The 22,334-nt window shown below is 51.0% G+C and carries 21 protein-coding genes; 3 read left to right on the forward strand and 18 right to left on the reverse strand.

All coding sequences use genetic code 11. From position 1 onward, the window contains the following. Window positions 1–64: 64 nt before the first annotated feature. The 16 genes from rsmA to ACZ5PT_RS16100 form a co-directional block, all read right to left on the reverse strand. Window positions 65–868, reverse strand: coding sequence for a 16S rRNA (adenine(1518)-N(6)/adenine(1519)-N(6))-dimethyltransferase RsmA (gene rsmA / locus ACZ5PT_RS16025; protein ID WP_464264030.1), 804 nt, complete (start codon window positions 866–868; stop codon window positions 65–67). Beyond that, the gene (locus ACZ5PT_RS16030) at window positions 865–1,362 is read right to left on the reverse strand and encodes a DUF2062 domain-containing protein (RefSeq protein WP_464264031.1); all 498 of its coding nucleotides are present in this window, start codon (window positions 1,360–1,362) and stop codon (window positions 865–867) included. Before ACZ5PT_RS16030 ends, rsmA begins: the two co-directional genes overlap by 4 nt. A gap of 12 nt (window positions 1,363–1,374) precedes the next feature. Further along, complete coding sequence (tsaD, locus tag ACZ5PT_RS16035) at window positions 1,375–2,391, reverse strand: tRNA (adenosine(37)-N6)-threonylcarbamoyltransferase complex transferase subunit TsaD (protein WP_464264032.1); 1,017 nt, start codon at window positions 2,389–2,391, stop codon at window positions 1,375–1,377. A 20-nt stretch (window positions 2,392–2,411) separates the two neighbouring features. Next, window positions 2,412–3,728: a PhoH family protein gene (locus tag ACZ5PT_RS16040; RefSeq protein ID WP_464264033.1), complete on the reverse strand. Its 1,317-nt coding sequence runs from the start codon at window positions 3,726–3,728 to the stop codon at window positions 2,412–2,414. Between the two features lie 37 nt (window positions 3,729–3,765). Then, entirely contained in the window at window positions 3,766–4,038 is a 273-nt protein-coding gene (locus ACZ5PT_RS16045; RefSeq protein ID WP_464264034.1) for a hypothetical protein, read from the reverse strand. A 28-nt stretch (window positions 4,039–4,066) separates the two neighbouring features. Beyond that, entirely contained in the window at window positions 4,067–5,224 is a 1,158-nt protein-coding gene (locus ACZ5PT_RS16050; protein ID WP_464264035.1) for an aminotransferase class V-fold PLP-dependent enzyme, read from the reverse strand. 19 nt (window positions 5,225–5,243) lie between these two features. Beyond that, window positions 5,244–6,188, reverse strand: coding sequence for an SPASM domain-containing protein (locus ACZ5PT_RS16055; protein ID WP_464264036.1), 945 nt, complete (start codon window positions 6,186–6,188; stop codon window positions 5,244–5,246). Between the two features lie 162 nt (window positions 6,189–6,350). Further along, window positions 6,351–7,355 (reverse strand): GeoRSP system radical SAM/SPASM protein, encoded by a 1,005-nt coding sequence (locus tag ACZ5PT_RS16060; RefSeq protein ID WP_464264037.1) that lies wholly within the window; start codon window positions 7,353–7,355, stop codon window positions 6,351–6,353. Then, complete coding sequence (pqqD, locus tag ACZ5PT_RS16065) at window positions 7,348–7,662, reverse strand: pyrroloquinoline quinone biosynthesis peptide chaperone PqqD (RefSeq protein ID WP_464264038.1); 315 nt, start codon at window positions 7,660–7,662, stop codon at window positions 7,348–7,350. The genes ACZ5PT_RS16060 and pqqD overlap by 8 nt, the downstream gene beginning before the upstream one ends. Before the next feature lie 18 nt (window positions 7,663–7,680). Further along, on the reverse strand, window positions 7,681–8,757 hold the full coding sequence (gene yedE, locus ACZ5PT_RS16070; protein WP_464264039.1) for a YedE family putative selenium transporter: 1,077 nt from the start codon (window positions 8,755–8,757) through the stop codon (window positions 7,681–7,683). After that, entirely contained in the window at window positions 8,754–9,290 is a 537-nt protein-coding gene (locus ACZ5PT_RS16075) for a hypothetical protein (protein WP_464264040.1), read from the reverse strand. Before ACZ5PT_RS16075 ends, yedE begins: the two co-directional genes overlap by 4 nt. A 3-nt stretch (window positions 9,291–9,293) precedes the next feature. Further along, entirely contained in the window at window positions 9,294–10,196 is a 903-nt protein-coding gene (locus ACZ5PT_RS16080) for a phosphate/phosphite/phosphonate ABC transporter substrate-binding protein (RefSeq protein ID WP_464264041.1), read from the reverse strand. A gap of 29 nt (window positions 10,197–10,225) precedes the next feature. Then, a complete protein-coding gene (locus tag ACZ5PT_RS16085; RefSeq protein ID WP_464264042.1) occupies window positions 10,226–11,284 on the reverse strand; it encodes a right-handed parallel beta-helix repeat-containing protein in 1,059 nt (352 codons plus the stop codon). Then, window positions 11,284–12,072: a right-handed parallel beta-helix repeat-containing protein gene (locus tag ACZ5PT_RS16090; RefSeq protein WP_464264043.1), complete on the reverse strand. Its 789-nt coding sequence runs from the start codon at window positions 12,070–12,072 to the stop codon at window positions 11,284–11,286. The genes ACZ5PT_RS16085 and ACZ5PT_RS16090 overlap by 1 nt, the downstream gene beginning before the upstream one ends. Next, window positions 12,069–12,551 carry a hypothetical protein gene (locus ACZ5PT_RS16095; RefSeq protein WP_464264044.1) on the reverse strand — a complete coding sequence of 161 codons (483 nt, stop codon included), beginning with the start codon at window positions 12,549–12,551 and terminating at the stop codon, window positions 12,069–12,071. The genes ACZ5PT_RS16090 and ACZ5PT_RS16095 overlap by 4 nt, the downstream gene beginning before the upstream one ends. Before the next feature lie 163 nt (window positions 12,552–12,714). Further along, window positions 12,715–14,088 carry a sigma-54-dependent transcriptional regulator gene (locus tag ACZ5PT_RS16100; RefSeq protein WP_464264045.1) on the reverse strand — a complete coding sequence of 458 codons (1,374 nt, stop codon included), beginning with the start codon at window positions 14,086–14,088 and terminating at the stop codon, window positions 12,715–12,717. Between the two features lie 379 nt (window positions 14,089–14,467). On the opposite strand from ACZ5PT_RS16100, the gene ACZ5PT_RS16105 reads away from it, so the two are divergent. From ACZ5PT_RS16105 to ACZ5PT_RS16115, 3 genes are all read left to right on the forward strand, one after another. Continuing rightward, window positions 14,468–16,693, forward strand: coding sequence for a vitamin B12-dependent ribonucleotide reductase (locus tag ACZ5PT_RS16105; protein ID WP_464264046.1), 2,226 nt, complete (start codon window positions 14,468–14,470; stop codon window positions 16,691–16,693). Window positions 16,694–16,801: 108 nt separating this feature from the next. Continuing rightward, on the forward strand, window positions 16,802–17,143 hold the full coding sequence (locus ACZ5PT_RS16110; RefSeq protein ID WP_464264047.1) for a zinc ribbon domain-containing protein YjdM: 342 nt from the start codon (window positions 16,802–16,804) through the stop codon (window positions 17,141–17,143). Then, complete coding sequence (locus tag ACZ5PT_RS16115) at window positions 17,140–17,406, forward strand: YkgJ family cysteine cluster protein (RefSeq protein WP_464264048.1); 267 nt, start codon at window positions 17,140–17,142, stop codon at window positions 17,404–17,406. Before ACZ5PT_RS16110 ends, ACZ5PT_RS16115 begins: the two co-directional genes overlap by 4 nt. Before the next feature lie 405 nt (window positions 17,407–17,811). On the opposite strand, the gene ACZ5PT_RS16120 is transcribed toward ACZ5PT_RS16115, so the two are convergent. Together ACZ5PT_RS16120 and ACZ5PT_RS16125 are read right to left on the reverse strand one after the other, a co-directional pair. Continuing rightward, a complete protein-coding gene (locus ACZ5PT_RS16120; RefSeq protein WP_464264049.1) occupies window positions 17,812–18,663 on the reverse strand; it encodes a cytochrome c3 family protein in 852 nt (283 codons plus the stop codon). After that, a complete protein-coding gene (locus ACZ5PT_RS16125) occupies window positions 18,660–22,187 on the reverse strand; it encodes a cytochrome c3 family protein (RefSeq protein ID WP_464264050.1) in 3,528 nt (1,175 codons plus the stop codon). Before ACZ5PT_RS16125 ends, ACZ5PT_RS16120 begins: the two co-directional genes overlap by 4 nt. Between the last annotated feature and the right edge of the window lie 147 nt (window positions 22,188–22,334).

Here is a 22,334-nt window from a genome sequence, read left to right on the forward strand (position 1 = left end):
GCAGTTAATATTTTGAAATAATAAACGATGAAAAGGAGGTTATCAAGAAAAGATTAAGAGAACTTTAATCAACCGGTCGAAACAGTTGGCGGGTCAAGCGTGAAAAGTCTTCGAGGCATAGGGTTTCACCACGACGAGACGGAGATATTTCGGCCGCAGTTAAGGCAGGATCGATCTCTGCCACGCTGAAGCCACTAGCCAGCAAACTGTTGCGTAACGTCTTGCGGCGCTGGGTAAAGGCTGCCTTTACAACCCGGCGAAAAAACTCTTCATTGACCGGATCGACACGTGGTTGCTGCAGGGGGCGAAAATGCAGAACGATTGAATCGACCTTAGGTGGTGGCGTAAAAGCACCTGGTTTAACCAGAGTGACAATATCGATATCGTACCAGAGCTGACACAATACCGAGAGAATGCCATAGTCTTTGCCACCCGGTTCAGCCACCAGCCGTTCGCCGACTTCCCGTTGAAACATCAATACCATCCGCTGAAACAACTGGCGATGATCCAGAAAACGGAAGACGATCTGACTGGATATATTGTACGGCAGATTGGCAACAAGGGTGTATGGTGGCCGCGGCAGAAGGTCTGACCAAGGCAGTTTGAGGACGTCTCCGGCATGAACCGTCAAACGCTGATCCTGACGAGCCTCGAGCCGTTCGATCAGGTCGCGGTCGATTTCCATGACATGCACATGCTCTGCGGCAGGTAACAGCTGATCAGTCAGCACCCCGAGGCCGGGCCCAATTTCAACAACCTCCTCCTGCGGATCAAGTTTGGCTGCAGAGATAATTTTGTCGATCACGGAACGATCATGTAAAAAGTGCTGCCCAAAGCGTTTTTTTGTACGGTAATCACTAGAACTCATTCAGAAGACTTCTCACTCTGTTGTGAACGGGGCCAACGTTGTATTTTCCACTGCCGAAGCACCGGGATAAAATGCAGCGTCAGAGCATAACCGATCAATGAAATCGGAATAGAGATAACGATACTCCCCAAACAGAGCGGTGAAGCGACCAATCCACCAATTTCCTGCATGGTTGCATAATTAAACTGCAGTGCCGTCTCGGGATGGGGTAAGCCGAGCAAAACGCGCCCGACTTCATACTCAGCACCATAAATAAAAGGGGCGGTCAGCGGATTGGTACTCCAGACCCCAATAAGCGCGGCAATCTTGTTCTGTCGCAAAATAAAAGCAAACAACAGCGCCAGCAGCATCTGAATGCCGAAGGTCGGGGTCATACCGATAAACAGACCGAGGGCCATGCCACGCGCGACAGCATCAGGTTCGGCACGTAATCGTACCAACCGGATCAGGTTAAGCTTGAACTGTCGAAAAAAACCGAGGCGCCGCCACATCATGATCGTTTCCCGCTAAAAAACACCTGCCTGCTCCAGTGGCCAACTGGAAACAGCATTTAGATCCAAATCAGAGCTGTAGCCTTGAGTCAGGTAGTGATCTCCGGCAACAGCCAACATTGCAGCATTATCGGCACACAGAATCGGTGACGGAAAGTGCACTTCCAAGGCATTGTCTGTCGCCAGTTCGGCAAATCGCTGGCGCAAACCACTATTACAGGCCACTCCTCCGGCGACAACAATCCGCGTCAGACCTTCCGCCTTGGCTGCGCGCAGGGATTTCTGCGTCAGCACATCAACGGCGGCAGTTTGAAAAGCGCAGGCAATCTGCGCCAGCAGCGTTTCATCCGGCGGACCGTCAAGCCGCTGCAGATAATTCAATACCGAGGTTTTCAACCCCGAAAAGCTGAAGTCACAGTTATCTTTCTTCAACAGCGGTCGAGGAAAAACAATGCCGCCATCATCACCGGACTGTGCCAGTTTGTCGATCACCGGCCCGCCAGGATAGGGCAAGCCAAGCATCTTGGCAACCTTATCGAAAGCTTCACCGGCTGCATCGTCGACAGTTCTGCCGAGCAGGCGATATTGGCCGATACCATCAACGCGAAACAGATGGGTATGCCCACCAGAAACCGCCGCGGCAAGAAACGGGTATTCAATCTGTTTCTCAAGTTGTATCGCCATGATGTGCCCCTCGATATGATGCACACCGAGCACTGGAATTTTGCTGGCATAGGCAAATGCCTTGGCAAACGAGACACCAACCAACAAAGCCCCAACCAAACCTGGACCACGGGTAACAACCACACCATCGAGCTGCTCTTTGGCGACCCCGGCTTGCTGCAATGCTTCTTCCACCAGAGGATTTATCACCTCAAGGTGACGACGTGATGCAAGCTCTGGAACGACGCCGCCATAAACAGCATGCACATCGACCTGCGAAGCAATCAGGTTAGAGAGGATTTCTCTTCCATCACGCACCACTGCCGCTGCTGTTTCATCACAGGAACTTTCTAACGCAAGTAATAACATCTTTGTTTTTTCTGATTTTGTTAGAGTAAATTCGCCGCGAATTCTGCCAGCGGGGAGCGCTCCCCTTTACTCAAAGTCATGTGCCCGGCAATCTCTTGCCCCTTGAGCCGCTCAACCGCGTAGGTTAAGCCATTACTGGAGGAATCTACATAAGGATTATCGATCTGGTACGGGTCGCCAGTCAGGACAATTTTCGTTCCTTCACCAGCACGGGTAATGATCGTCTTGATTTCGTGTGGCGTCAGATTCTGGGCTTCATCGACAATCATGTACTGACGCGGAATAGACCGCCCACGAATATAGGTCAGCGGCTCAATTTCCATCAGACCGAGGTCAATCAATTCACGATGGCCACGTTTGCGCTTGCCCCCTTCGTCAATACTCGAGAGCAAAAGCTCGACATTGTCGAAGATCGGCTGCATCCAAGGGGCCAGTTTTTCTTCAACATCTCCCGGCAGAAACCCCAGGTCACGTCCCATCGGGAACACCGGACGGGAAACAAGCAATCGACTGTAAACACTCTCATCTGCGGTCTTCAGCAAACCGGCGGCAATCGCCAACAATGTTTTACCGGTTCCAGCCTTACCGACCAACGAAACCAACTGGATATCATCATTGAGCAGCAGGTCAAAGGCGAACTGTTGTTCGCGATTGCGCGGGTGAATTCCCCAGACACCATCCTTAGGAACACGCAACAGAGTTCTAACCTGTTGATTCATGGCATCGTAGCGGCCAATAGCCGAATGTGAAGGATTGGTCTCATCAATCAGAGTCAGTCCCTGATTGGCTTGAAACTCCCCCTCCAGGTCTAGCGTTCCGAGCTCGTAGAACTGATCAACCTGCTCGCGACTGACCAGCAATTCTGAGGTGCCGGTATAGAGTTCATCAACTGAAATCTTGTCGTTCTGATAATCTTCGGCGATCATGCCGATGGTATCGGCCTTGATCCGTAGATTGATATCCTTGGTGATGAAAATAACCGAACCTTCTGGCGAGGTTTCCTGCAAGTCACGGGCGACAGCCAGAATCCGGTTATCACCCTGATCATTCTGTAGTTCAGGTGGTAATTTTTGAAGAAATTCCTCGCGGTAGATCGCAACCTTGAAGATACCACCATTTTCCAACGGCACGCCGTCTACCAGACTGGACTCATTTCGAAAGCCATCAATCACACGTGAAATCTGTCGAGCATTACGACCGGTTTCGCTTTGCTCTTTTTTGAAACGATCGATCTCTTCAAAAACAGTCAGTGGCACAACCACCATGTTATCCTGAAACTTATAGATCGCCTGAGGATCATGCAGCAGGACATTGGTGTCTAACACATAAGTTTTCATAGCATTTCAACTTTCTAAAAAGAGTTTAGATGCAGAGTTAGCGCCCATAGGAACTAATTATCAACCCTTCCGCCGTAGCCATAATCTTGACGTAGACAGGATATTTCCCCTCCATCGCCCTGACAACAACTTCCCCTTCCATATTGAGAGCGTTAAGAATTTCTTCCGGAGATTCTTCAATCGTATAAGCGCGGTAAACGCCGGTCACCAGCAACTGCTTTCGTGTCACCGGTGTCTCCGGTGGCAAGGAGCAGGCGAACAAAAAAGTTAATAACAATACGCTGGTAAGTAATTTTAGCATCGTTACCATTCAGTCTACTCCTTAACCAGTAAAGCCCTCAAGGACGGCGCTGGCAAATACAAGCTATGGCCTGCAGAAAACGCTCTATATCGCTCTTGGTCGTAAAATACCCAGGGCTGACTCTGACAGTTCCCTGCGGATATGTACCGATTGATTGATGTGCATCTGGCGCGCAATGCAGGCCAACCCTGACGCAAATATTCTCCTCTTGATCGAGAATAAAGCCGATCTCAGCCGGATCATAATGCTGGATACTAAAGGAAACGGCAGCACCTCGCAACTCCATCTTCGCCGGACCGTAAAGAGTCACCCCTTCTATTTGCCGCAACCCCTGCAGCAGGACTTCGAGCAATTGCAGTTCATGCTGACGAATCTGCTCCACTCCGACCTGCATAACAAACTCGATAGCCGCTTTCAAACCAGCCAATCCCGGAAGATTTAAAGTACCACACTCAAGCCGCTCCGGTAATTGCTCGGGCGGCAGATCAGAGTGCGAATTCCCCCCGGTGCCACCATAAACGATTGGGGTCAACTGCAGCTTTTTATCAACATAGAGGAATCCAGTGCCCTGCGGTCCGAGCAGCCCCTTGTGCCCCGGAGCAACAAACAGGTCAACGGCCAAAGCCATAAAATCGATCGGGATGCATCCTGCGGACTGCGAACCATCTACCATAAACAGAATATCGTGCTGATGACACCACGCGCCCAGACCTTCAATCGGTTGTAACGAGCCGAAAACATTGGAACAGTGATTGACCAGCAGCAGGCGGGTTTTGGCAGCTAAACAAGCGCTCTTCAGCGCTTCGGCAGAAACAATCCCCGAATCATGATCGGCAGTAACCTTAACAACCTCGACACCCTGCTCCTGCAAGGCACGTAGCGGGCGGGTCACGGCGTTATGTTCAACCGAGGTCGTTACGACCCGGTCGCCGGCAACCAGCAAACCGAACAGGGCCTGATTAATCGCCGTTGTCGCGTTAACGGTAAAAACGAAACGCTCTGAATCTTCTGCGTTAAAAAGTTCAGCCAGCAATTCGCGGGTTTCAAAGACCAGACGTTCGGCAGAAAGAGCCTGTTGATGTCCTCCACGGCCAGCACTGGCCCCCATCCGCAAAGCGCTATCGGTCGCCCGATAAACAGTTTCCGGCTTGGGATGGCTGGTGGCAGCATTATCGAGATAAAGCAACTTTTTCATCCAACCCTAACTTTCAACATTAGCGTCGTGCAGGACAGAGTAAATCTCTCTTTACCCCATCATCACGACAAAAATTGGCCAAGCCACGACAACCGCCAAAACAAATCTGGTAATCCCGACAATTTTCACAGCCGACAGGAACTTGCTTGATCTGCTCACAAACACCTAACCGCTGCGCCGATTGCCAGAGATTGCACAAATCATCATCCAAGAGGCTCCCCAAATGCTCCGGCCATGAAGCGCAAGGCAACAGAGATCCGACAGCATCAATATGGCCCAAGCTGTTAGCAGCCTGACAACCGCCGTACTCACTTCTCTGCCCACCGCTTAAAGGTTGCAGCAGTTCCCAGAGAAACAAATCATGGACTTCAAGATGAAGATTAGGGATTTTCGGGAGTCCTGAGGACGCAATCAGCCCCGCCAACTGCTCAAGATCGTTGCAATCAGGCAGAAAAGATGACGGAGACAGGTCAGAACTAGCACTGATTTTCTGGTTTGGCAACTTAAAACTACCGATCGAATCGGCTGCACAAAAATGCAGTAAATCTAGCAATATCGGCAGCTCACCTCGCCGAGGAAGCCAAAGCAAGGAGGGCTCTCTTTGAGCATCACGAAGTGAGTTTAATCTTTGCTGCAAGGCTTCGAGATTAATTTTCCCCGCGCGGATAAAAGGGGCGCAATCAACAGACAGGGTCACCGCAGCAGGGAGCAACTCAAGCAGGGGCAGTTCCGAAGCATCCCCGGTGAGCACTAACGTTGTCTGGCAGCCACCGGCAAGCAAATTCTCCAGCAAGGGGACAATTGAGGGGTGCTTTAATGGTTCACTTTCCAAGCTGACATAAAAAACACCGGCATCAATCAACCGCTGAGCGAGCAAAAGTATCTGCTCTTCGTTCAGGGAATTTTCCTGACCACAGAGGTCCCAACTGACACGTAACGGTGCATCAAGTAAATCTACAGCCATTTTTCTCCTACGACAAAGAAATTGGGGGGGGCACAAGGCCTCCCCCAGGATCTTAACACGGGTGTACGTTTGAGGAACCAACCACACGGGGCTTGATGTACTTCTTCATATCGGACCTCCTTCTAGGTTCTGTGCAGGTTAATAAGACGCTTCTTGATCAATCTATTTCCAACAATGAGGATCAGGTTCACTGAAATCACCAGTTGTAGCAAAAGCGCGTGCCGTGCAACCGCCGAGACAATCCTGATAAGCACCACATCCCTGACACTTACCCTTGGCCTCTTTGTTACGCATATGGCTTAAAACAGGTGAATTGTACCACAAATCCTCAAAATCATCCGTTAAAATATTACCAATTACCAATGGAATGAAACCACAGGGGGTTAAATCGCCATTGGGTCGCATGTGCAACGATAACTTGCCGCAGCTACTTCCCTTCACCAAGGAATTATCCTCGTAGCCCGGCAGTGATGCAATGACCGGATCATCAAAAGAAATCAGCAGGTCCTTGGTCTCATTTTTAACCCGCAACGCTTCAACGTAAAAATCCTTCCATTCTTCCGGGGTAAGATCAAGATCATCACGATTCTTAAAGCCCCGACCGCTACACTTGAAGTTATGCAAGAAGACTTGCGAAACCTTATGCTTACGGGCCAGATCGAGCAAAGAATTGAATTCCTTGAAATTAATTCGTGAGATCACTGAACTCATGGTGGTCTTGACGCCAACCGCATGCAAAGCATCAAGGGCTGCCGTTGCCCGCCCAAATGATCCATTCTTATTACGAAAGTCGTCATGGGAGGCCCCACTGGCACTATCGATACTGATGCCGACGCTTTTAAAACCAGCATCCTTGAGCTGCTGCGCAGAAACATGATCGAGCAACCAGCCGTTGGAATTCATCGAAACGTTCAGGCCCTTACTGGTCGCATAGCGGGTCACTTCCAACAGGTCATCACGGATCAACGGCTCACCACCACCGAAGTTAACAAATGGCACTTGCCGCTCAACCAGGACATCGACGATCTGCTTTAGCTGCTGCGTCGGCAGCTCTTCAGATATTTCATCGCGACTGTAGCAATGGCTACAGGTAAAATTGCACTTGTAGGACAGTGTCCAGTTGATGGTTAAGGGCGCAGAAAACTGTTCGGTAATTGCATCAGCCATAAATCAGCCACTCTCGTTTCAACAAGTCTTGAATAAAATCATTCACATCAACAGCGAGTTCTGCCCGCTCGACATCAAACTCTTCGAGTAGCGCATCGACAATCTGCTCTTCACTCCGGGTGCCGTCACAAAGGTTCCAGATCATACCGCCAAGCAGGTTTAGTTGATGCATCATTCCGGAAAGCAGCAGAATCACCGTGCCCCGCTCTTCAACATCGCCTCCCTCTGCCAATTCTTTTAACACCTGCTCTTCGCGTCTTTTCTCATGCCGCCAGACAATCTGCGGATTTCGTTGCAATACAGCCAAAATGCACCCTTTCAAAAACTAAGCGGTTGTCCGTTCGCGAAACAACAACAGATTCAACAAGAAAAAAGCCAACCCGGCGATAACCGCGACTTTGCCATACAAGGGAACTCCAGCCGCCGTTCCAGCCAGTTGCCAGGATTGGACCAAACCAGCGCCAAGCAACATACCAACCACAACCAGACCCGCATCGGCGTCCCCTTCTCCAGCTTTTACCAGCTGGCGGAACGGACAACCACCAATCAGAACAGAAACCGACCCGACCAGCAACATGCCGAGAAAACTCCAAAGCATGTCCTGATGCGCACCCGGCTGGCCGTAAAATCCAGGATTAAATTGACCGCTCAACACAGAACCGGTAGTGGCCAGCAAAACAAAGAACAAAAATCCCCAGAAGAGCGGCGCTCGCAGGCCCATGACCAGCAAATCACGCAAACCGCCGGTGATGCAAAAGCGGGTGCGCTGCGCGACAGCACCCAAAACCAGACTGATCCCGAGAGCAAGCAACATTGGTGCGGCTTCGGCAGCGCTACCACGACTGGAAAACAGAACAAAACCGGGACGTAGCAGCAAAAAACCGAGCAATAGCAAAAAAACTAACGGGATCAAAAAACCGGAACCACCGCGTTCTTTTTTAGCATTGCCCAGGTGCACACCAACTTCCAGGGCTTTTAAGCCGAGCCAGACACCAACGAACAAACCGAACAACCCCGGCAAACTGGTCCAATCGCCGGCGCTTAAGCGCAGAAACAATTTAATCGGACAGCCAATAAACACCGAGCAGCCGACGATCAGAAAGACTCCCGAAAACAATCGTGGTAAAGGAGCACTGCCCCCTTTGGAAGAAAACTCGCGAAAGCCGATTGCCGACAGGGTCGAGCCGAGAACAAACCCGATTAACTCGGGTCGCAGGTACTGCATGCGCGAATTGTCATGCAAGCCGAGAGCACCGGCGCTATTTTCTAAAAAACAGGAAACGCAGATACCGGAATTTTGTGGATTCCCTAACATAGCCAGGAGCACGCCGGAAAGTCCGAGCAAGCCGCCGGCCAGCATCACCAACCAGGTATGTGGATCACGGAGTGCTTGACGCATCATTCACACCCGCCAGCCATCCGCCCCTGCAGATAAAAGAGATTTTTCAAAGCCGTTTGCGCTGCCGCAGATGTGCGCTGTTGCGCTTTTGCTTTTAACACTGGCAATTGTTTTTCCAGCAACTGAGCAATCAACGTACGGCGCGAAAAAGGGCTGAGCTGATCAACATAGTCACCGTTCATCCGCACCGCACGCGCCAAATGCTCAACCGCTTTCGGTAGCACCTCCAATTTGAGGAGGATCTCGCCACGTAACAGCTCACCATGCGCTTCTTCTGGGTACCGGCGTGATAGCTCATCTAACTTCAACAGGGCAGATTCATACTTCCCGGCCGTTTGCAATGTGCTGACCGGAGCATAAATGCGCTCAATAAAACTGACCTTGGCCTGGTAAGCCATGTCCCGTTCGATAGCTTTATCGACTGCCAGATTTCGCTGCGAGGCCTGCGAGCCTCCTCCAAGCAGCAAGCTGCCGATCACCGCCACACAGACAAACAGCAAAACGGCCAGCAGAATATCGAAGCGATCTTTCAACAAGGTCTAAAACTCCTGATAGGGAGGCATATTGGCCCGCTTGGCCATCTCCCGCAGCAGATCATAATCACTATCCTGCAAGGCTTCAAAACCGTCGATCCAGGCAGAGGCGAGAACCTTTAACTGCTCGCCCTGGTAGGCAACCGTATCCTCTGTAGTCAAATCGACCAACGCCTGTCGGAACTTTTGCACCAGTTGTGGATCGACATCCTTACGCGCACCGAAGGTGCAATAGGGAAAGGTCGGGCTCTGACCGAGAATGACGAAATCATCGGCGGTGATCTTCCCGTCGCGAGTCATTAATTCCAGATCAAGCGAAGGCGCAGAGGCGACATCATACTCACCAAAATAGACCGCATAAACGACCTTTTCATGTTTGAAAGACCCGGACGGAATGGCGTAATAAGCGATATCCAATTCGGGATCGATGCCGTTGCGCAGCATCAGGTCATACTGGGCAAGAAAACCACTTGGCGCCAACTGCGGGCCAAAGATCATCCGTTTGCCCTTAATATCTTCAAGGGTTTCGATGCCACTGCCCTTTTTGGCAATGATCGAACCAGCGGTACGTGAACCGTAATTACCGCGCATTTCCGTTGCCACCAATTCAGCTTGTTGTTCCTCGCGCATAATGACGTAAACCAGCGAATTTGTATGAGTAAAATCAAACTCACCGGCAGCGAAACGCTCGGGGAAATCTTGAGTATCGACGGGGATCGCCTGAAAATCGATGTTCAGTTGGGCGGACAAGTATTTGGTCAGCGGACGAAACCGGTTGAGGGTTTCTTCTTCACTGTTGCAATTCATATAACCGATCTTCATCACCGGACGCTCACCGGCATTCTGGCAGGCAGTCAGCGATAAAATCAGCAACAGACTCAGCAGCGATATAATCAAACGAGAAAACAAATCAAACCTCATAAACTTCATAAATGTATTTACTGCGGTGTCACTGCAGGTGTTGTCAGCGGTGGAGCAACAATTATCCGACCAACAGCCGGGCGTGAGTTACGATCGATAATCTGCGGTGCTTTCCCGTACCAGTTCGCAGCGACATTGAAATCATCACCGCCATCGTTGACCAAGGTTGACTGATGATTGGCGTAAATCTGATTATTGATGATTTCACCACCGGCCTGTTGAACCTTCATCCCCGAACGACCATTATCAGTGATCCGGTTGTAGGACAAATCTACCTGGCTATCTTCAAGATAGATGCCATGTTCCAGGTTGCTGCCAATCTGATTGCCACGAGCCTCACCACGACTGCGCTGCAGATAGAGGCCGCGCCGATTGCCGTTGACTTGATTACCGAGTAAAACAAACTCAGAATCGCGCAAACTGACACCATTGATCCGATTACCAGCTATCTGACAATCCTCAAGGTGCAATTTGACATAAACCGCTCGGACCCCCCAATTATTGTCTAAAATCTTACTACGCTGCAGCGTGACGGTAGAATCTCTAAACTGTAGCCCATTGAAGTTGCTAGAGAATTCACAATCATCGATTAATACCGTCGACTCTTGAAACTGTGCAGCGCGCTGATTGTGACGAAACAGACTGTGACGCAATTCGGCGTTGGAGAAGTGCGCATGAAAACCGCGGTAGGCGTATTCGACCCGACAATGCTCAAGCAGATTCGGGCTTTCTTCGCTCATCATCATGTTGAGTGCCCCCCAATCGCCGGGCCGGGGTTTTTTTTCGGCAGAGGTGAAGATTATCGGCGCAGAAGCAGTCCCACGAGCGAGCAAGCGTCCCTGAATAAACAGTTCGTGTTCACCAATCTGATCGGAATTACTATCGAAACGGGTAAAGCGAACGGTCGTTCCAGGGCGGATTTCAAGCGTCGCCCCCATCGCCACCGTCAGGATTCCGTCTACCAACACCTCCCCTTCCCAGACAGTATCCTGAAAGAGCGAGGTCTCCCCTTGATAATGCAGCAGAGCCTCGGCCGGCAGCGGTAAAAGCAGCAGGAACAACAATAGTCGCAGCATCAATTGTTCTCCTGGAGATAATGCAGAAAATCCTGACGATTGCTACTGACACGGTTTGAAGCGTCCACAGCAGCACCGACCGGCAGCACGACCCCGCGATCGTTCCCTTTAATCAGGTTGCCGGAAAAAGTCCCCCGGCAATCGCGACCGAGATAAAGTCCCTCTTCCTGATGGCGCGTAAACCAGCTATTGGTGACCACCGGGGCACTCTGGTCCCAACAGAACAAACCCGCCTCACCTGCCGTCAACAAACTATCCTTAATCTGCGGAGCGCTCTGTTGTTGCAATAGTATCCCATAGCGGCAGCGCTGGATATGCAGAGAATGAATCCGCGGCGACGCAGCAATGCAATGCACACCAACCTCGGCCTGTTCAATCAGCAAATGCTCCAACTGTACCCGTTCGCTCTCGACCAGCAGCAAGCCAGACCAGACAATCGCCTCTGGATCGTTCGTTACCGGCTTGAAAACAATCGGTTGAACTTCGGAACCGATCGCAATCAAGCTGCCACGCACGAGGATTTCAACTTCGCGGGAAAGAAACTCAGGATCAATTTTCGTACTGTCCGAAGGCTGAATATAGATGGTGGTTCCCGGTTTTATCGTCAGGGTAACACCTGCAGGAACCTGCAAATCGGCCACCAGTTGGTAATTGCCAGCCAGAACCGTATCAGCAGCAAGGGTGCCACCGATCTCCGGCAACAATGAAGGATCAGCAACCAGACGAGCAGGTTGCGGTGCAACGCAGCCGAACAACAACGACATCAGCACAATCAGCAGATATTTCATAGCCATCCCCGCAGCATGTAGAGTTGACGAACCGCAGTCGCCGGCAAGACCCCTGCAGCGATCTGGCGGCGCAGAGCCGTCAGCTCTTGCAGGGTGAGCAGAGTTTGAAGTTTAGCCAAGGATCGAGGAACAGTGGTAAATTGCAAGTTGTCTGTTGGCCGCGGACCACTCAGCAAAAACAGTTCATTGCCCACCTGCAACAGAGTCTTCCAGCTTTCACTTGCAGAAGGATGAAAAGCCAGGTCGACTTTTTCTTGCCGCAACAGATCTTCAGCGCCCTGCCCATCGCTAAATTCAAACCGAATCGATTCAACGCCAGTTTTTTCCTGCACATAAATGGCAGCCAAGTGAAACAACAGCTCACCGTCCTCTCCCGCCGGGGTCCCAAGGTACAACTTAGGACCGAAGCAGGCATTCACCGGCAGAGAGAGCGACCAAGTCAGCGTGAATAAAAGCAGCAACTTTATCAATTTGAGCATATTTAGTAGTGCCTCTGTAACGAGGAAAGGAAACTTTAATTCAAACAATGAAGAGCAAAGAACATACCGAACCATAAGAAGAGAAAAAACATACTATCTAACTGATTTCATGGGATATTTAAAATGAATAGCGACGATCCAAACCCTAGATGACAGATATCTGTCACTCCTGATGATCAATCAGGCCGTATTTCTCCATTTTATAGCGCAGAGTTGTGCGGGCAATGCCGAGAATATCTGCGGTTCTAGTTTGCGAGGCACCTTCTTGACGAAGGGTCTGAATGATCAATTGCCGCTCGAGATCTTCAAGAATTTCGGTCAAATTACCCCCCTGTTGCGGCAAATTGAGACAAATTTCACTGCCGCCGACGACATCGCGCGGTAATTCGCGCGGCGTTATTACGTCACCACGACAGAGCACCACCCCGCGCTCGATGGCATTTTGCAGCTCGCGAACATTGCCGGGCCAATCATAACCGACTAGACTGGCCAGCGCCTTGGGAGCAATCTGGGTAATTTTCTTACCCGTTTCGCGAACATATTTTTCCAGAAAATAATGAGCCAGCGGTTCAATATCTTCGCGTCGGTCACGCAACGGCGGCATTTCGATATGAATGACATTAAGGCGATAATAGAGATCCTCACGGAACTCGCCCTTCCGAACCTGTCCGGAAAGATCCTTGTTGGTTGCCGCGACAATACGCACGTCCGTTTTAATCGTCCGCATACCGCCGACCCGTTCGAACTCCTGTTCCTGCAATACCCGCAGTAACTTGACCTGAGCCGCAGCGGTCATTTCCGCGACTTCGTCGATAAACAAGGTTCCTTGATCGGCAAGCTCGAAGCGACCCTTTTTCATGGTAACCGCGCCGGTAAATGCTCCCTTTTCATGACCGAACAGTTCGCTCTCCAAAACCCCTTCCGAATAAACCGCACAGTTAAGCACGACAAACGGCTTTTCCTTGCGTGGGGAATTGTAGTGGATCGACCGTGCCACCAGCTCTTTACCGGTACCACTTTCTCCGGTCACCAGCACACTGGCATTACTGACCGCCACCGAAGCTGCCATTTCATAAATATCATCCATCAACGCAGAATTACCAACAATGCCGCTGAAACGATAATGCTCATCCAATTCCTGATGTAGATAATGATTTTCTGCAAGCAAGCGTTTGTGTTCTAAGGTCTTGGCCACCGCCAAACGGATCTCATCGGTTTCAAAAGGCTTGGTGAGATAATCATAAGCACCATTACGCAAAGCCTCCACCGCGCTTTCTACCGTCCCATAGGCAGTCATCACGACAATCGGCAACGAAGGGTCAAACTCCTTGATTTCTCGCAACAGCTCAAGACCGTTCATCTCCGGCATCTGAATGTCAGTCACAACCATATCGAAACTATCGGCAGAGATCAGCTCAATAGCCTCTTTAGCAGAGCCGACCGGAGTCGCTACATAACCCTCACGCTCGAGAACACGTGAAAGCAGTCGCTGCATCCCTGCCTCGTCATCGACAATCAATATTTTTTCACCGGCCATAAGAATTGAATCCTCGGGAGTGTTATTTATATTCACCTAAAGTTTAGCAGGCTGATCGGTTTTAGAGTAGTCTCGGCGGCAGAATAACCAAAAACAACAGCAACCACAAGCCTAACCGAACGAAATCATAAGCACTTACAAGACGACTATTGCCCCCTATGGTAAACAACAACAAAACCACCTATCCAGCGTAATTTTACGGACAATCAACACAAGGTCTATGCAAGCCCTAAAAATGCGTCTAATTTATTTTTTGCCCCTTGACAGGCACCATATCTAGTGGTCTATATTCTGTCACTACAAAATGTTGTGCCAAACCGTAACCTCATTGGTTATAAATATAATCTCTGGAATTGTTGAAAAAGAAAGGGTTTTTTAAATGAGTAAAGCGCAGGATACCGAGCTGCTCAAACTGTCTAAGAATGCCATGACCGTATTGACCAAGCGTTACCTCAGACGTGATCTAGATGGCAATCCACTTGAGACGCCGGTCGATATGTTTCGCCGGGTCGCTAAAACTATTGACGCCGTCGAACCAAAGATCAAAGGTAAAAAGGTCAGCTACGAAGACAAATACTACCAGATGATGACCGAGCTCGATTTTCTGCCCAACTCACCAACCCTGATGAATGCCGGGCGTGAACTTGGTCAGCTATCCGCCTGCTTCGTGCTGCCTGTCGGTGATTCGATGGAAAGCATCTTTGAAGCGATTAAAAACACCGCGTTGATCCACAAAAGTGGTGGTGGAACCGGTTTCTCTTTCTCCCGCATTCGACCAGCCAATGATGAAGTACGCTCGACCAGCGGCGTCTCCTCAGGCCCCCTCTCCTTCATGTCGGTCTTCGATGCCGCCACCGAAACCATCAAACAAGGTGGAACTAGGCGCGGTGCCAACATGGGGATTCTGCGCGTTGACCATCCCGATATCATGGATTTCATCATGGCCAAACGGGATCAAACCGTACTGACCAACTTCAACATCTCGGTTGGCATCACCGAAGCCTTTATGGAAGCTGTCGAAAAGGGCGAAGACTATGACATCATCAATCCACGGACCGGCAATGTTTCCAAGCAGCTCAACGCCACCAAGGTCTTTAATCAGATTGTCGACATGGCCTGGAGCAACGGTGAGCCGGGAATCGTCTTCCTCGATCGCCTCAATCGCGACAATCCGACTCCGCATATCGGCGAAATCGAAAGCACCAATCCTTGCGGTGAGCAACCGCTGTTGCCCTACGAATCCTGCAACCTAGGCTCGATCAACCTGACCAACATGGTCAAAGGTGGTGAGGTCAACTGGGCAAAGTTGGACGAAACGGTCAAACTTTCGATCCGTTTTCTCGATAATGTCATCGAGGCCAACAAGTACCCATTGCAGGAAATCGATGACATGACCCGCGCCAATCGCAAGATCGGTCTCGGCGTCATGGGTTGGGCCGATATGCTGATCCTGCTCGGCATCCCTTACAACAGCAAGGATGCGATTGAACTCGGCGAAAAAGTGATGAAGTTCATCAACGACAAGTCACACGAAACTTCAATCCTACTAGCAACTGAACGAGGTGCTTTCCCTAACTTCAAAGGCAGCACCTACGATAAGCCGGGCTTGGAACCGATCCGTAACGCGACCTGTACCACAATCGCTCCGACCGGCACTATTTCGATTATCGCCAACAGCTCAAGTGGCGTTGAGCCGCTGTTTGCCGTTTCTTACGTGCGTCAGGTCCTCGACAACAACAGGTTGATCGAAGTCCATCCGATTTTCGAGAAAATCGCCAAAGAGCGTGGTTTCTATACCGCAGCACTGATGCAGGAAATTGCTGAGAAAGGCACCGTTCAAGGGATCGATGCCATTCCGGAAGACGTCCGCAGGGTTTTCGTTACCTCGCACGACATCACTCCGGAAGACCATGTCATGATGCAGGCTGCGATCCAGCGCCACACGGACAACGCAGTCTCCAAAACCGTCAATTTCTGCAATAATGCCACCCGCGACGATGTCTCAACCGTTTATCGCCTCGCCTACCAGCAGGGTTGCAAAGGGGTGACCATCTACCGCGATGGCTCGCGCGACATGCAGGTGCTTTCGGTAGCGAAAAAGGAAGAGGAAGTTAAGCCCGAAGCCGCAGTGCCGATGGAGAGTAAAAAAGCATCGCGCAAGCGGGAACGGCCACGCGCCCTGACCGGTTCGACCTATCAAATGGAAACCGGCTGTGGTCCGCTGTACATTACCGTCAATCAGGACGAGAATGGTCTTTTCGAACTCTTTACCACCATGGGTAAAGCCGGTGGTTGTGCGGCCTCTCAGTGTGAGGCGATCGGTCGTTTGGTCTCTCTCGCCTGGCGCAGCGGCGTACAGGCCCGTCAAGCGGTTAAGCAGATGATCGGCATCACCTGCCATAAACCAGCCGGGTTCGGTGAAAACCGCATCACTTCTTGTGCCGACGCGGTCGCCAAAGCGATCGAACTGCACATGCTCAATGAAGATGAAACCCGCACCCAGCATGTCAGCAATGGTGGTGCCTGCCCCGAATGCGGCGGTCCGGTTGAGCACGAAGGCGGCTGCTGTGTCTGTCACTCTTGCGGCTATTCAGAGTGTGCATAACCTGAATTAACAAAATATTGCCAGAACGATTGAAAGTACAAGGGACAGCTGCTAGAAATAGCCTGTCCCTTGTACTTTTCGTCTAACACAACTAAAGGAAGCAACAACATGAGTGATTTGCCAAACTGCCCGGAATGTGGCTCAGAATATACCTACGAAGATCGAGAACTGTTCGTCTGCCCGGAATGCGCCCATGAGTGGACGGCTGACGCCACGACCGAAAGCAACGACGCAGAACCGGTTTATCGCGACGCCAATGGAAACGTACTGGTTGATGGCGATAGCGTTACCGTAATCAAAGACCTGAAAATCAAGGGCTCGTCCTCAGTGGTGAAGGTCGGCACCAAGGTCAGAAATATTCGCCTGGTCGACAGCGACCACAATATCGATTGCAAGATCGACGGAATTGGCCCGATGAAATTAAAATCGGAGTTTGTGAAGAAATCATGACAGCAGATCGGGACACGCACTCGCTGCAATGGGAAGACCTCTGTCACCGCTGCGGAGAATGCTGTTTCGAAAAAAAACTCGGCCGTAAAGGGACTGTCATCACCACGGCGGTCCCTTGCCGTTTTCTTGATATTCATAGCCGCAATTGCCGTATCTATCATCAGCGTTTGCAAGCTGAAGAAGACTGCATCAAACTCACCCCTGAGATCCTTCCCGACCTCGACTGGCTACCAAAAAATTGCGCCTATCGCAATCAACCATAGTCCACACCCCCCACAAATGGCCAGTTCTAGCCACTTCAGGCGACGGTTCGCCCAACCAAACCCTTACCTATTCCCACGTAGCAATAAGGGCAAACTCGCCTTTACCTAGTGTTTTCAATATATTGCATTTTTCGCATTAAATACATAGACATTGGTGTCTGTCGTGCTGTATAAAAACCCATATTGCTAATTCGCCTCGGATCTCCCCCCCCTCCTGATCCGGGGCATTTTTTTATCTACTGAGCCCCCTTCATAAATTTAAAATATCCAGAATCCTGTAACCAAATAGTGAACACGAAAAACACCTCTACAGATTCAATCAACGACAAATAAAAACGGGCTCCGACCATCGCTGGCCGGAACCCATCGAACTGAGTCCTTACTGTCATCTCGCCGCGGACACGGCTACAATGTCAATTGATGTGCATCTCCATGACATTCACCGCAGCTCTGGAAATTTTCCAGCAAGGTCTGGTTGTGTGGACCATTACCGTGACAACGCTGACATTCGGGGATCTGCCCGTGGTCTTCAACATGACAAAGAACACAGGTTAAAGATTTGTGTTTCTTTTCCGAAGACTGTTGCAATTGCTGCTGATCGGCATGACAACCGGCACAGAGAGCATTTGGCACCTTGTTATCATATTTGATGGATGTTGGCGTATGAGCAGGGTGACAACTAACACAACCGGCATTATCAACGTATTCGGTATGAGCGTCGTCATGACACAGGCTACACAGCGGCATTTCACCATGCTGCGTGCCCTGATGGCAATCAGCACAAGCTTGGCCACTGTGAGCACTTTCTGCCTGACTTAATTCAGCGACTTGCGTCTGATGACACTGGATGCACAGATCCGCCATCTTGTCATTGGCAATCAAACTTTCGAGCGGAGCATGTGCCTTCTGATGGCATTTGAGACAAGTATTAATCGCCTCGCCATGCGGAAAGTCGTGACAACTGCTACAGGACGGAACCCGCTGCTCCCATGGCGTACCGGGCGTCAAGGTATGAAACTTGTCATGACAGTCCCGACACTGCTGCTGGTGCAGGCCACCAGCGTCACGCAGCGATTCGAAAACCTGCAGGTGACATTTAGCGCACTCCAGGGTGGTCATCTCAGGAACCGCCTGTTGGTAGATATCGAGATCATCTTTTGCTACGACGCTTCCAGCCGTAAGCAGCAATAACGAGGCGACCAAAATCAGTGCCGAAAAGCGGCGTTGCCAACCATCAGTCCATTTCAAGTTCATCATTTCATATCCTCGCTGCTGGCGGCAGGTGCCGCAATCTTATCCTCAGTTTCTATCGTCACGTTTCCAGGGACAACCAGTGCGACCTGCGGCCCACCACGCCAGTCAGCCAGATCATGTGGATCGATGTGGCACTTGAGGCAATCTGGGAATTTGCGGTGCAAACCTTCATCATGCGGCGGTTCATGACAGCCGGCACAATCCAATGTGCTGCCGTGGTCCCCTTCATGACAATCAAGACAACTCAACGTACTATGCAAGGCTTTGCTGGCCGCCAGTGCGTCAACTTGAGTCTCATGGCAAGACTGGCAGAATGCTTTCGGCATTTTACCGGCAAAAGCAACTTGATTCGGCGCATGCGGAGTGTTGTGACAGTTCAGGCAATCGGCATAACTCATCCCAGGACTGTGCGCTTCGTGACAGTCGGAACATTGCTGAGCTTCGGCATGCCGTTGATGACACGCGGTACAGTCCTGCTCGGCATGCGCACTAGGGATTGCAGTAAAGACCTCAATTACGTCCTCGTGACAGGCCTGACAAGCAGCACGGGAGTTCTCGGCCTTGGCCAAATCATGTCCGAGCGGTTGATGACCAAGGTGACACTGCTGACAGTTTTCAACGGTAAAATGCTGATTGTCGTCACCATCGTGACACACACTGCACGCTGCAATCACCTTTTCGTCAGAAGGTGGATGTGATTGATGACAGGTAATGCAGGGCTGTTTGATGTGAGCGGAACCAAGTTCCTGCATTTTCGCAACAGGTTCCCGGTGACAGGCAGCACAAACGTCGCCTGCTTGACTCGGCCGATCTTTAATCATCTGCGGCAGATGCGGTGAATGACACTTAAGACAATCAAGCTGCTTCAGATTCGGGATATGCGGTTGATGACAATCCTGGCACTCCAGACTGCTGCCGTGCTCGCCCGCGTGGCACTTGCGGCAATCAAAAGCAGTGTGCTTATTCGGATTCTGTTTGTAGAGACGCTCCTGATTATTATGACAGGAAATGCAGACCGGCCGCACTTCTGCCAACTTGGAAAGATCCAAAGTCAACGGTTGATGCGGATCATGACAGCCAGCACAGTCGTCCAGGGTAAAGTGCCGCCGCCGGGCACGGGAATGACAATCATTGCACTCAACAGCAGTCACGACACCGTTAGGCCCGTGCTCGGGATGACAACTGGCACAGCTGGCAAACTCTCGCTGGTGCGCGGCACCTTTGTCGGCAAAAACTGCAGCTTGCTCTTCATGACAGGCTGCGCAGAACACGCTCGGCAGGTCTTCACTCTGGCGCAGTTGAATATCCTGCGGCTGATGAGGCGAATGACACCGCAGACAATCCTCCTGAAGCATCGTCTGCTCATGCGCTTCATGGCAATCAAGGCACTTACGATTGGTTTTGTGTTGCGTGTGACATTCGGCACAATCCTGAGCACTGTGCCCACTCGGCATTGCAGCAAATTGTTCGGCAACCTGCTGGTGGCAGCTGACACAAACAGGCTCCAAAGGCTGATTGGTCTGCAGGTTGAGTTCCAGCGGTTGATGTGGAGAATGACACCCCTGACAGTCACCAACAGTGAAATGCGGATGGCTGCTCAAAGCATGGCAGCTATAACAGGACTCGGGCAGCCCCTGCCCTTTTTGCGGATGCTCACTGTGACAACTGGCACAGGATCCAGCGGGATGTTCTTGATGACAGGAAGAACAACTGATCTGATCACGGTGCGCACCACCTGCCGCCTCAACCGCAGCCGTCAATTCTGCATGACAGTCAGCGCAAAGCCCTGAGGCCGGTTGGTTAGTAAAAGTAATTTGTAACGGCGCATGTGGCTGATGACAAGCCGAGCAGTCAGCTCTGGTCATCGCATCGCCATGACCATTATGACATCCCAGACAGGACGGTGACCCGCGATGTTCCCGGTGGCATGCGACACAGGCTCGATCATGAGCACTGGGGTTGGCAACCAATTGGTCCTCAACCTGCTGATGACAGCTGACACAGACCGGACGTGAATCATGCAAAGCAGAAATTTCATTGACTGCCGGTTTATGCGGATTGTGACAGCCAGCGCAATTCTCTACAGCGAAGTGGGGGTTATCGTCACTATCATGACAGTTTGCACATTCGGGAATGTCATTCTCGGCGGGTGGATGCTCTTGATGGCAGTCGATGCAGCCGATCTCTGATTTATGCGCCCTGCCGGAATTATTGATATCACTGACAGCCTGTTCATGACAGCTTCGGCACTGACCGGCAACCGCTCCATCGCTAAAGGTTACCGGCAAAGGACTGTGTGGGCTGTGGCACTTGGCACAATCCCCGGACCGCATCTGCTCATCGTGGCCCTGATGACAGTTCAGGCAATCAGGTGAATCACCGTGGGTTTGATGACATTCATTACAATCCAAGGCTTCGCTGTGCGCCGTCGCCCCTTTTTCCATCTCGGCAGCAACGGTGGCGTGGCAACTCACACAAGCCGCGCGAACATCCTGTAACGCGCTAAAACCGTTGACCTGCGGGCTATGCGGGTTGTGACAAGCGCTACACTCAGACAGTGCAAAGTGGGCGCTATCAGCGACTTCGTGACAGTTGGAACAGGGATTATTTTTCACTTCTGCAGGCGGATGAGTCTGATGACACTCACTGCAGGTCAGGTTCTGTTGATGGCTACCGCCGGAGCTGGCAAAGGTATCGGCAACCTCATCATGGCAGCCAGCACAGAAGGTCGTACGAATCTCTCCCGTAAACGCCGGTGGCAAAGGCCGATGCGGATCATGACAGGATTGGCAGTCAGCGGCGAGCATATCCTCGCTGTGACCTGCATGACAATGCAAACACTCTGGCTTGTAACCGTGCCGTGCATGGCAGATATTACAGGCAATCTGCGCATGGGCTCCATCGTCGGCGGCCATAACGGTGCTAGTTGAAGAATGGCAAACGGAACAGTCCTGAATCGCAGGCCCCTCTGCCTGAATTGCCGGGGTCGGATTATGCGCGGCATGACAACTGAGGCAAGGCTCCTTCGCCTTCCCTTTACTGTGTCCTTCATGACAATCCAGACATTTAGGAATATCCGCGTGGCTGGGGTGGCACTGGAGACAACTTAAATTATCCGTATGTACCGAGGGGCCAGGTGCGAAAGAACTATCGTGACAACTGGAACAAACCGGCTTGAGCGGCCGCTCTATCTTGCTGAAGTCGATCTGCAGCGGCCAATGGCCGTGGTGACAATCGCCGCAACTGGCAATCTTATAATGCTCATTCTGCTGCGGATCGTGACAACTGGCACAATCGATCTGATAGGCTTCGTTGCGCTGAGGGTGGTGGAGGTGACAATCCTTACACTCAATTTCGGTCGCATGTGCACTGTTTACTGCTTTAAATTTCTTGATAACTTTGGCATGGCAGCTGTAGCAGTTGCGATCGATCAAATGGCTAAGGTCACTCGCGAATACTGTCGTATTCCCCCAAGCCAACAACAACAGGCACAACACTGTCATTCGTACCAGTAAAGAAATTTTCATTCTGGGCCCTCTCAGATGCGGCAGCTTAATAGGCGGGAAGCTACCAGAACAAACAGATCAAACCGGGACCAAACAGTCTCGGCACACTTCATTCAAAAAAATAATTTCTTGAGAATATCATTAATTGTATACGGGGTGAAGATCATA

The sequence above is a fragment of the Desulfuromusa ferrireducens genome (genome assembly GCF_055389805.1).

Bases quoted from the DNA above. Each gene is read 5' to 3' on its own strand.
- ACZ5PT_RS16085 (WP_464264042.1), bottom strand. From the start codon at position 11,284: ATGCTGCGACTATTGTTGTTCCTGCTGCTTTTACCGCTGCCGGCCGAG.
- ACZ5PT_RS16090 (WP_464264043.1), bottom strand. From the start codon at position 12,072: ATGAAATATCTGCTGATTGTGCTGATGTCGTTGTTGTTCGGCTGCGTT.
- tsaD (WP_464264032.1), bottom strand. From the start codon at position 2,391: ATGTTATTACTTGCGTTAGAAAGTTCCTGTGATGAAACAGCAGCGGCA.
- ACZ5PT_RS16045 (WP_464264034.1), bottom strand. From the start codon at position 4,038: ATGGTAACGATGCTAAAATTACTTACCAGCGTATTGTTATTAACTTTT.
- ACZ5PT_RS16125 (WP_464264050.1), bottom strand. From the start codon at position 22,187: ATGAAAATTTCTTTACTGGTACGAATGACAGTGTTGTGCCTGTTGTTG.
- ACZ5PT_RS16120 (WP_464264049.1), bottom strand. From the start codon at position 18,663: ATGATGAACTTGAAATGGACTGATGGTTGGCAACGCCGCTTTTCGGCA.
- ACZ5PT_RS16055 (WP_464264036.1), bottom strand. From the start codon at position 6,188: ATGGCTGTAGATTTACTTGATGCACCGTTACGTGTCAGTTGGGACCTC.
- yedE (WP_464264039.1), bottom strand. From the start codon at position 8,757: ATGATGCGTCAAGCACTCCGTGATCCACATACCTGGTTGGTGATGCTG.
- ACZ5PT_RS16040 (WP_464264033.1), bottom strand. From the start codon at position 3,728: ATGAAAACTTATGTGTTAGACACCAATGTCCTGCTGCATGATCCTCAG.
- ACZ5PT_RS16060 (WP_464264037.1), bottom strand. From the start codon at position 7,355: ATGGCTGATGCAATTACCGAACAGTTTTCTGCGCCCTTAACCATCAAC.
- ACZ5PT_RS16030 (WP_464264031.1), bottom strand. From the start codon at position 1,362: ATGATGTGGCGGCGCCTCGGTTTTTTTCGACAGTTCAAGCTTAACCTG.
- ACZ5PT_RS16110 (WP_464264047.1), top strand. From the start codon at position 16,802: ATGAGTGATTTGCCAAACTGCCCGGAATGTGGCTCAGAATATACCTAC.
- ACZ5PT_RS16115 (WP_464264048.1), top strand. From the start codon at position 17,140: ATGACAGCAGATCGGGACACGCACTCGCTGCAATGGGAAGACCTCTGT.
- ACZ5PT_RS16095 (WP_464264044.1), bottom strand. From the start codon at position 12,551: ATGCTCAAATTGATAAAGTTGCTGCTTTTATTCACGCTGACTTGGTCG.
- ACZ5PT_RS16050 (WP_464264035.1), bottom strand. From the start codon at position 5,224: ATGAAAAAGTTGCTTTATCTCGATAATGCTGCCACCAGCCATCCCAAG.
- ACZ5PT_RS16105 (WP_464264046.1), top strand. From the start codon at position 14,468: ATGAGTAAAGCGCAGGATACCGAGCTGCTCAAACTGTCTAAGAATGCC.
- ACZ5PT_RS16100 (WP_464264045.1), bottom strand. From the start codon at position 14,088: ATGGCCGGTGAAAAAATATTGATTGTCGATGACGAGGCAGGGATGCAG.
- rsmA (WP_464264030.1), bottom strand. From the start codon at position 868: ATGAGTTCTAGTGATTACCGTACAAAAAAACGCTTTGGGCAGCACTTT.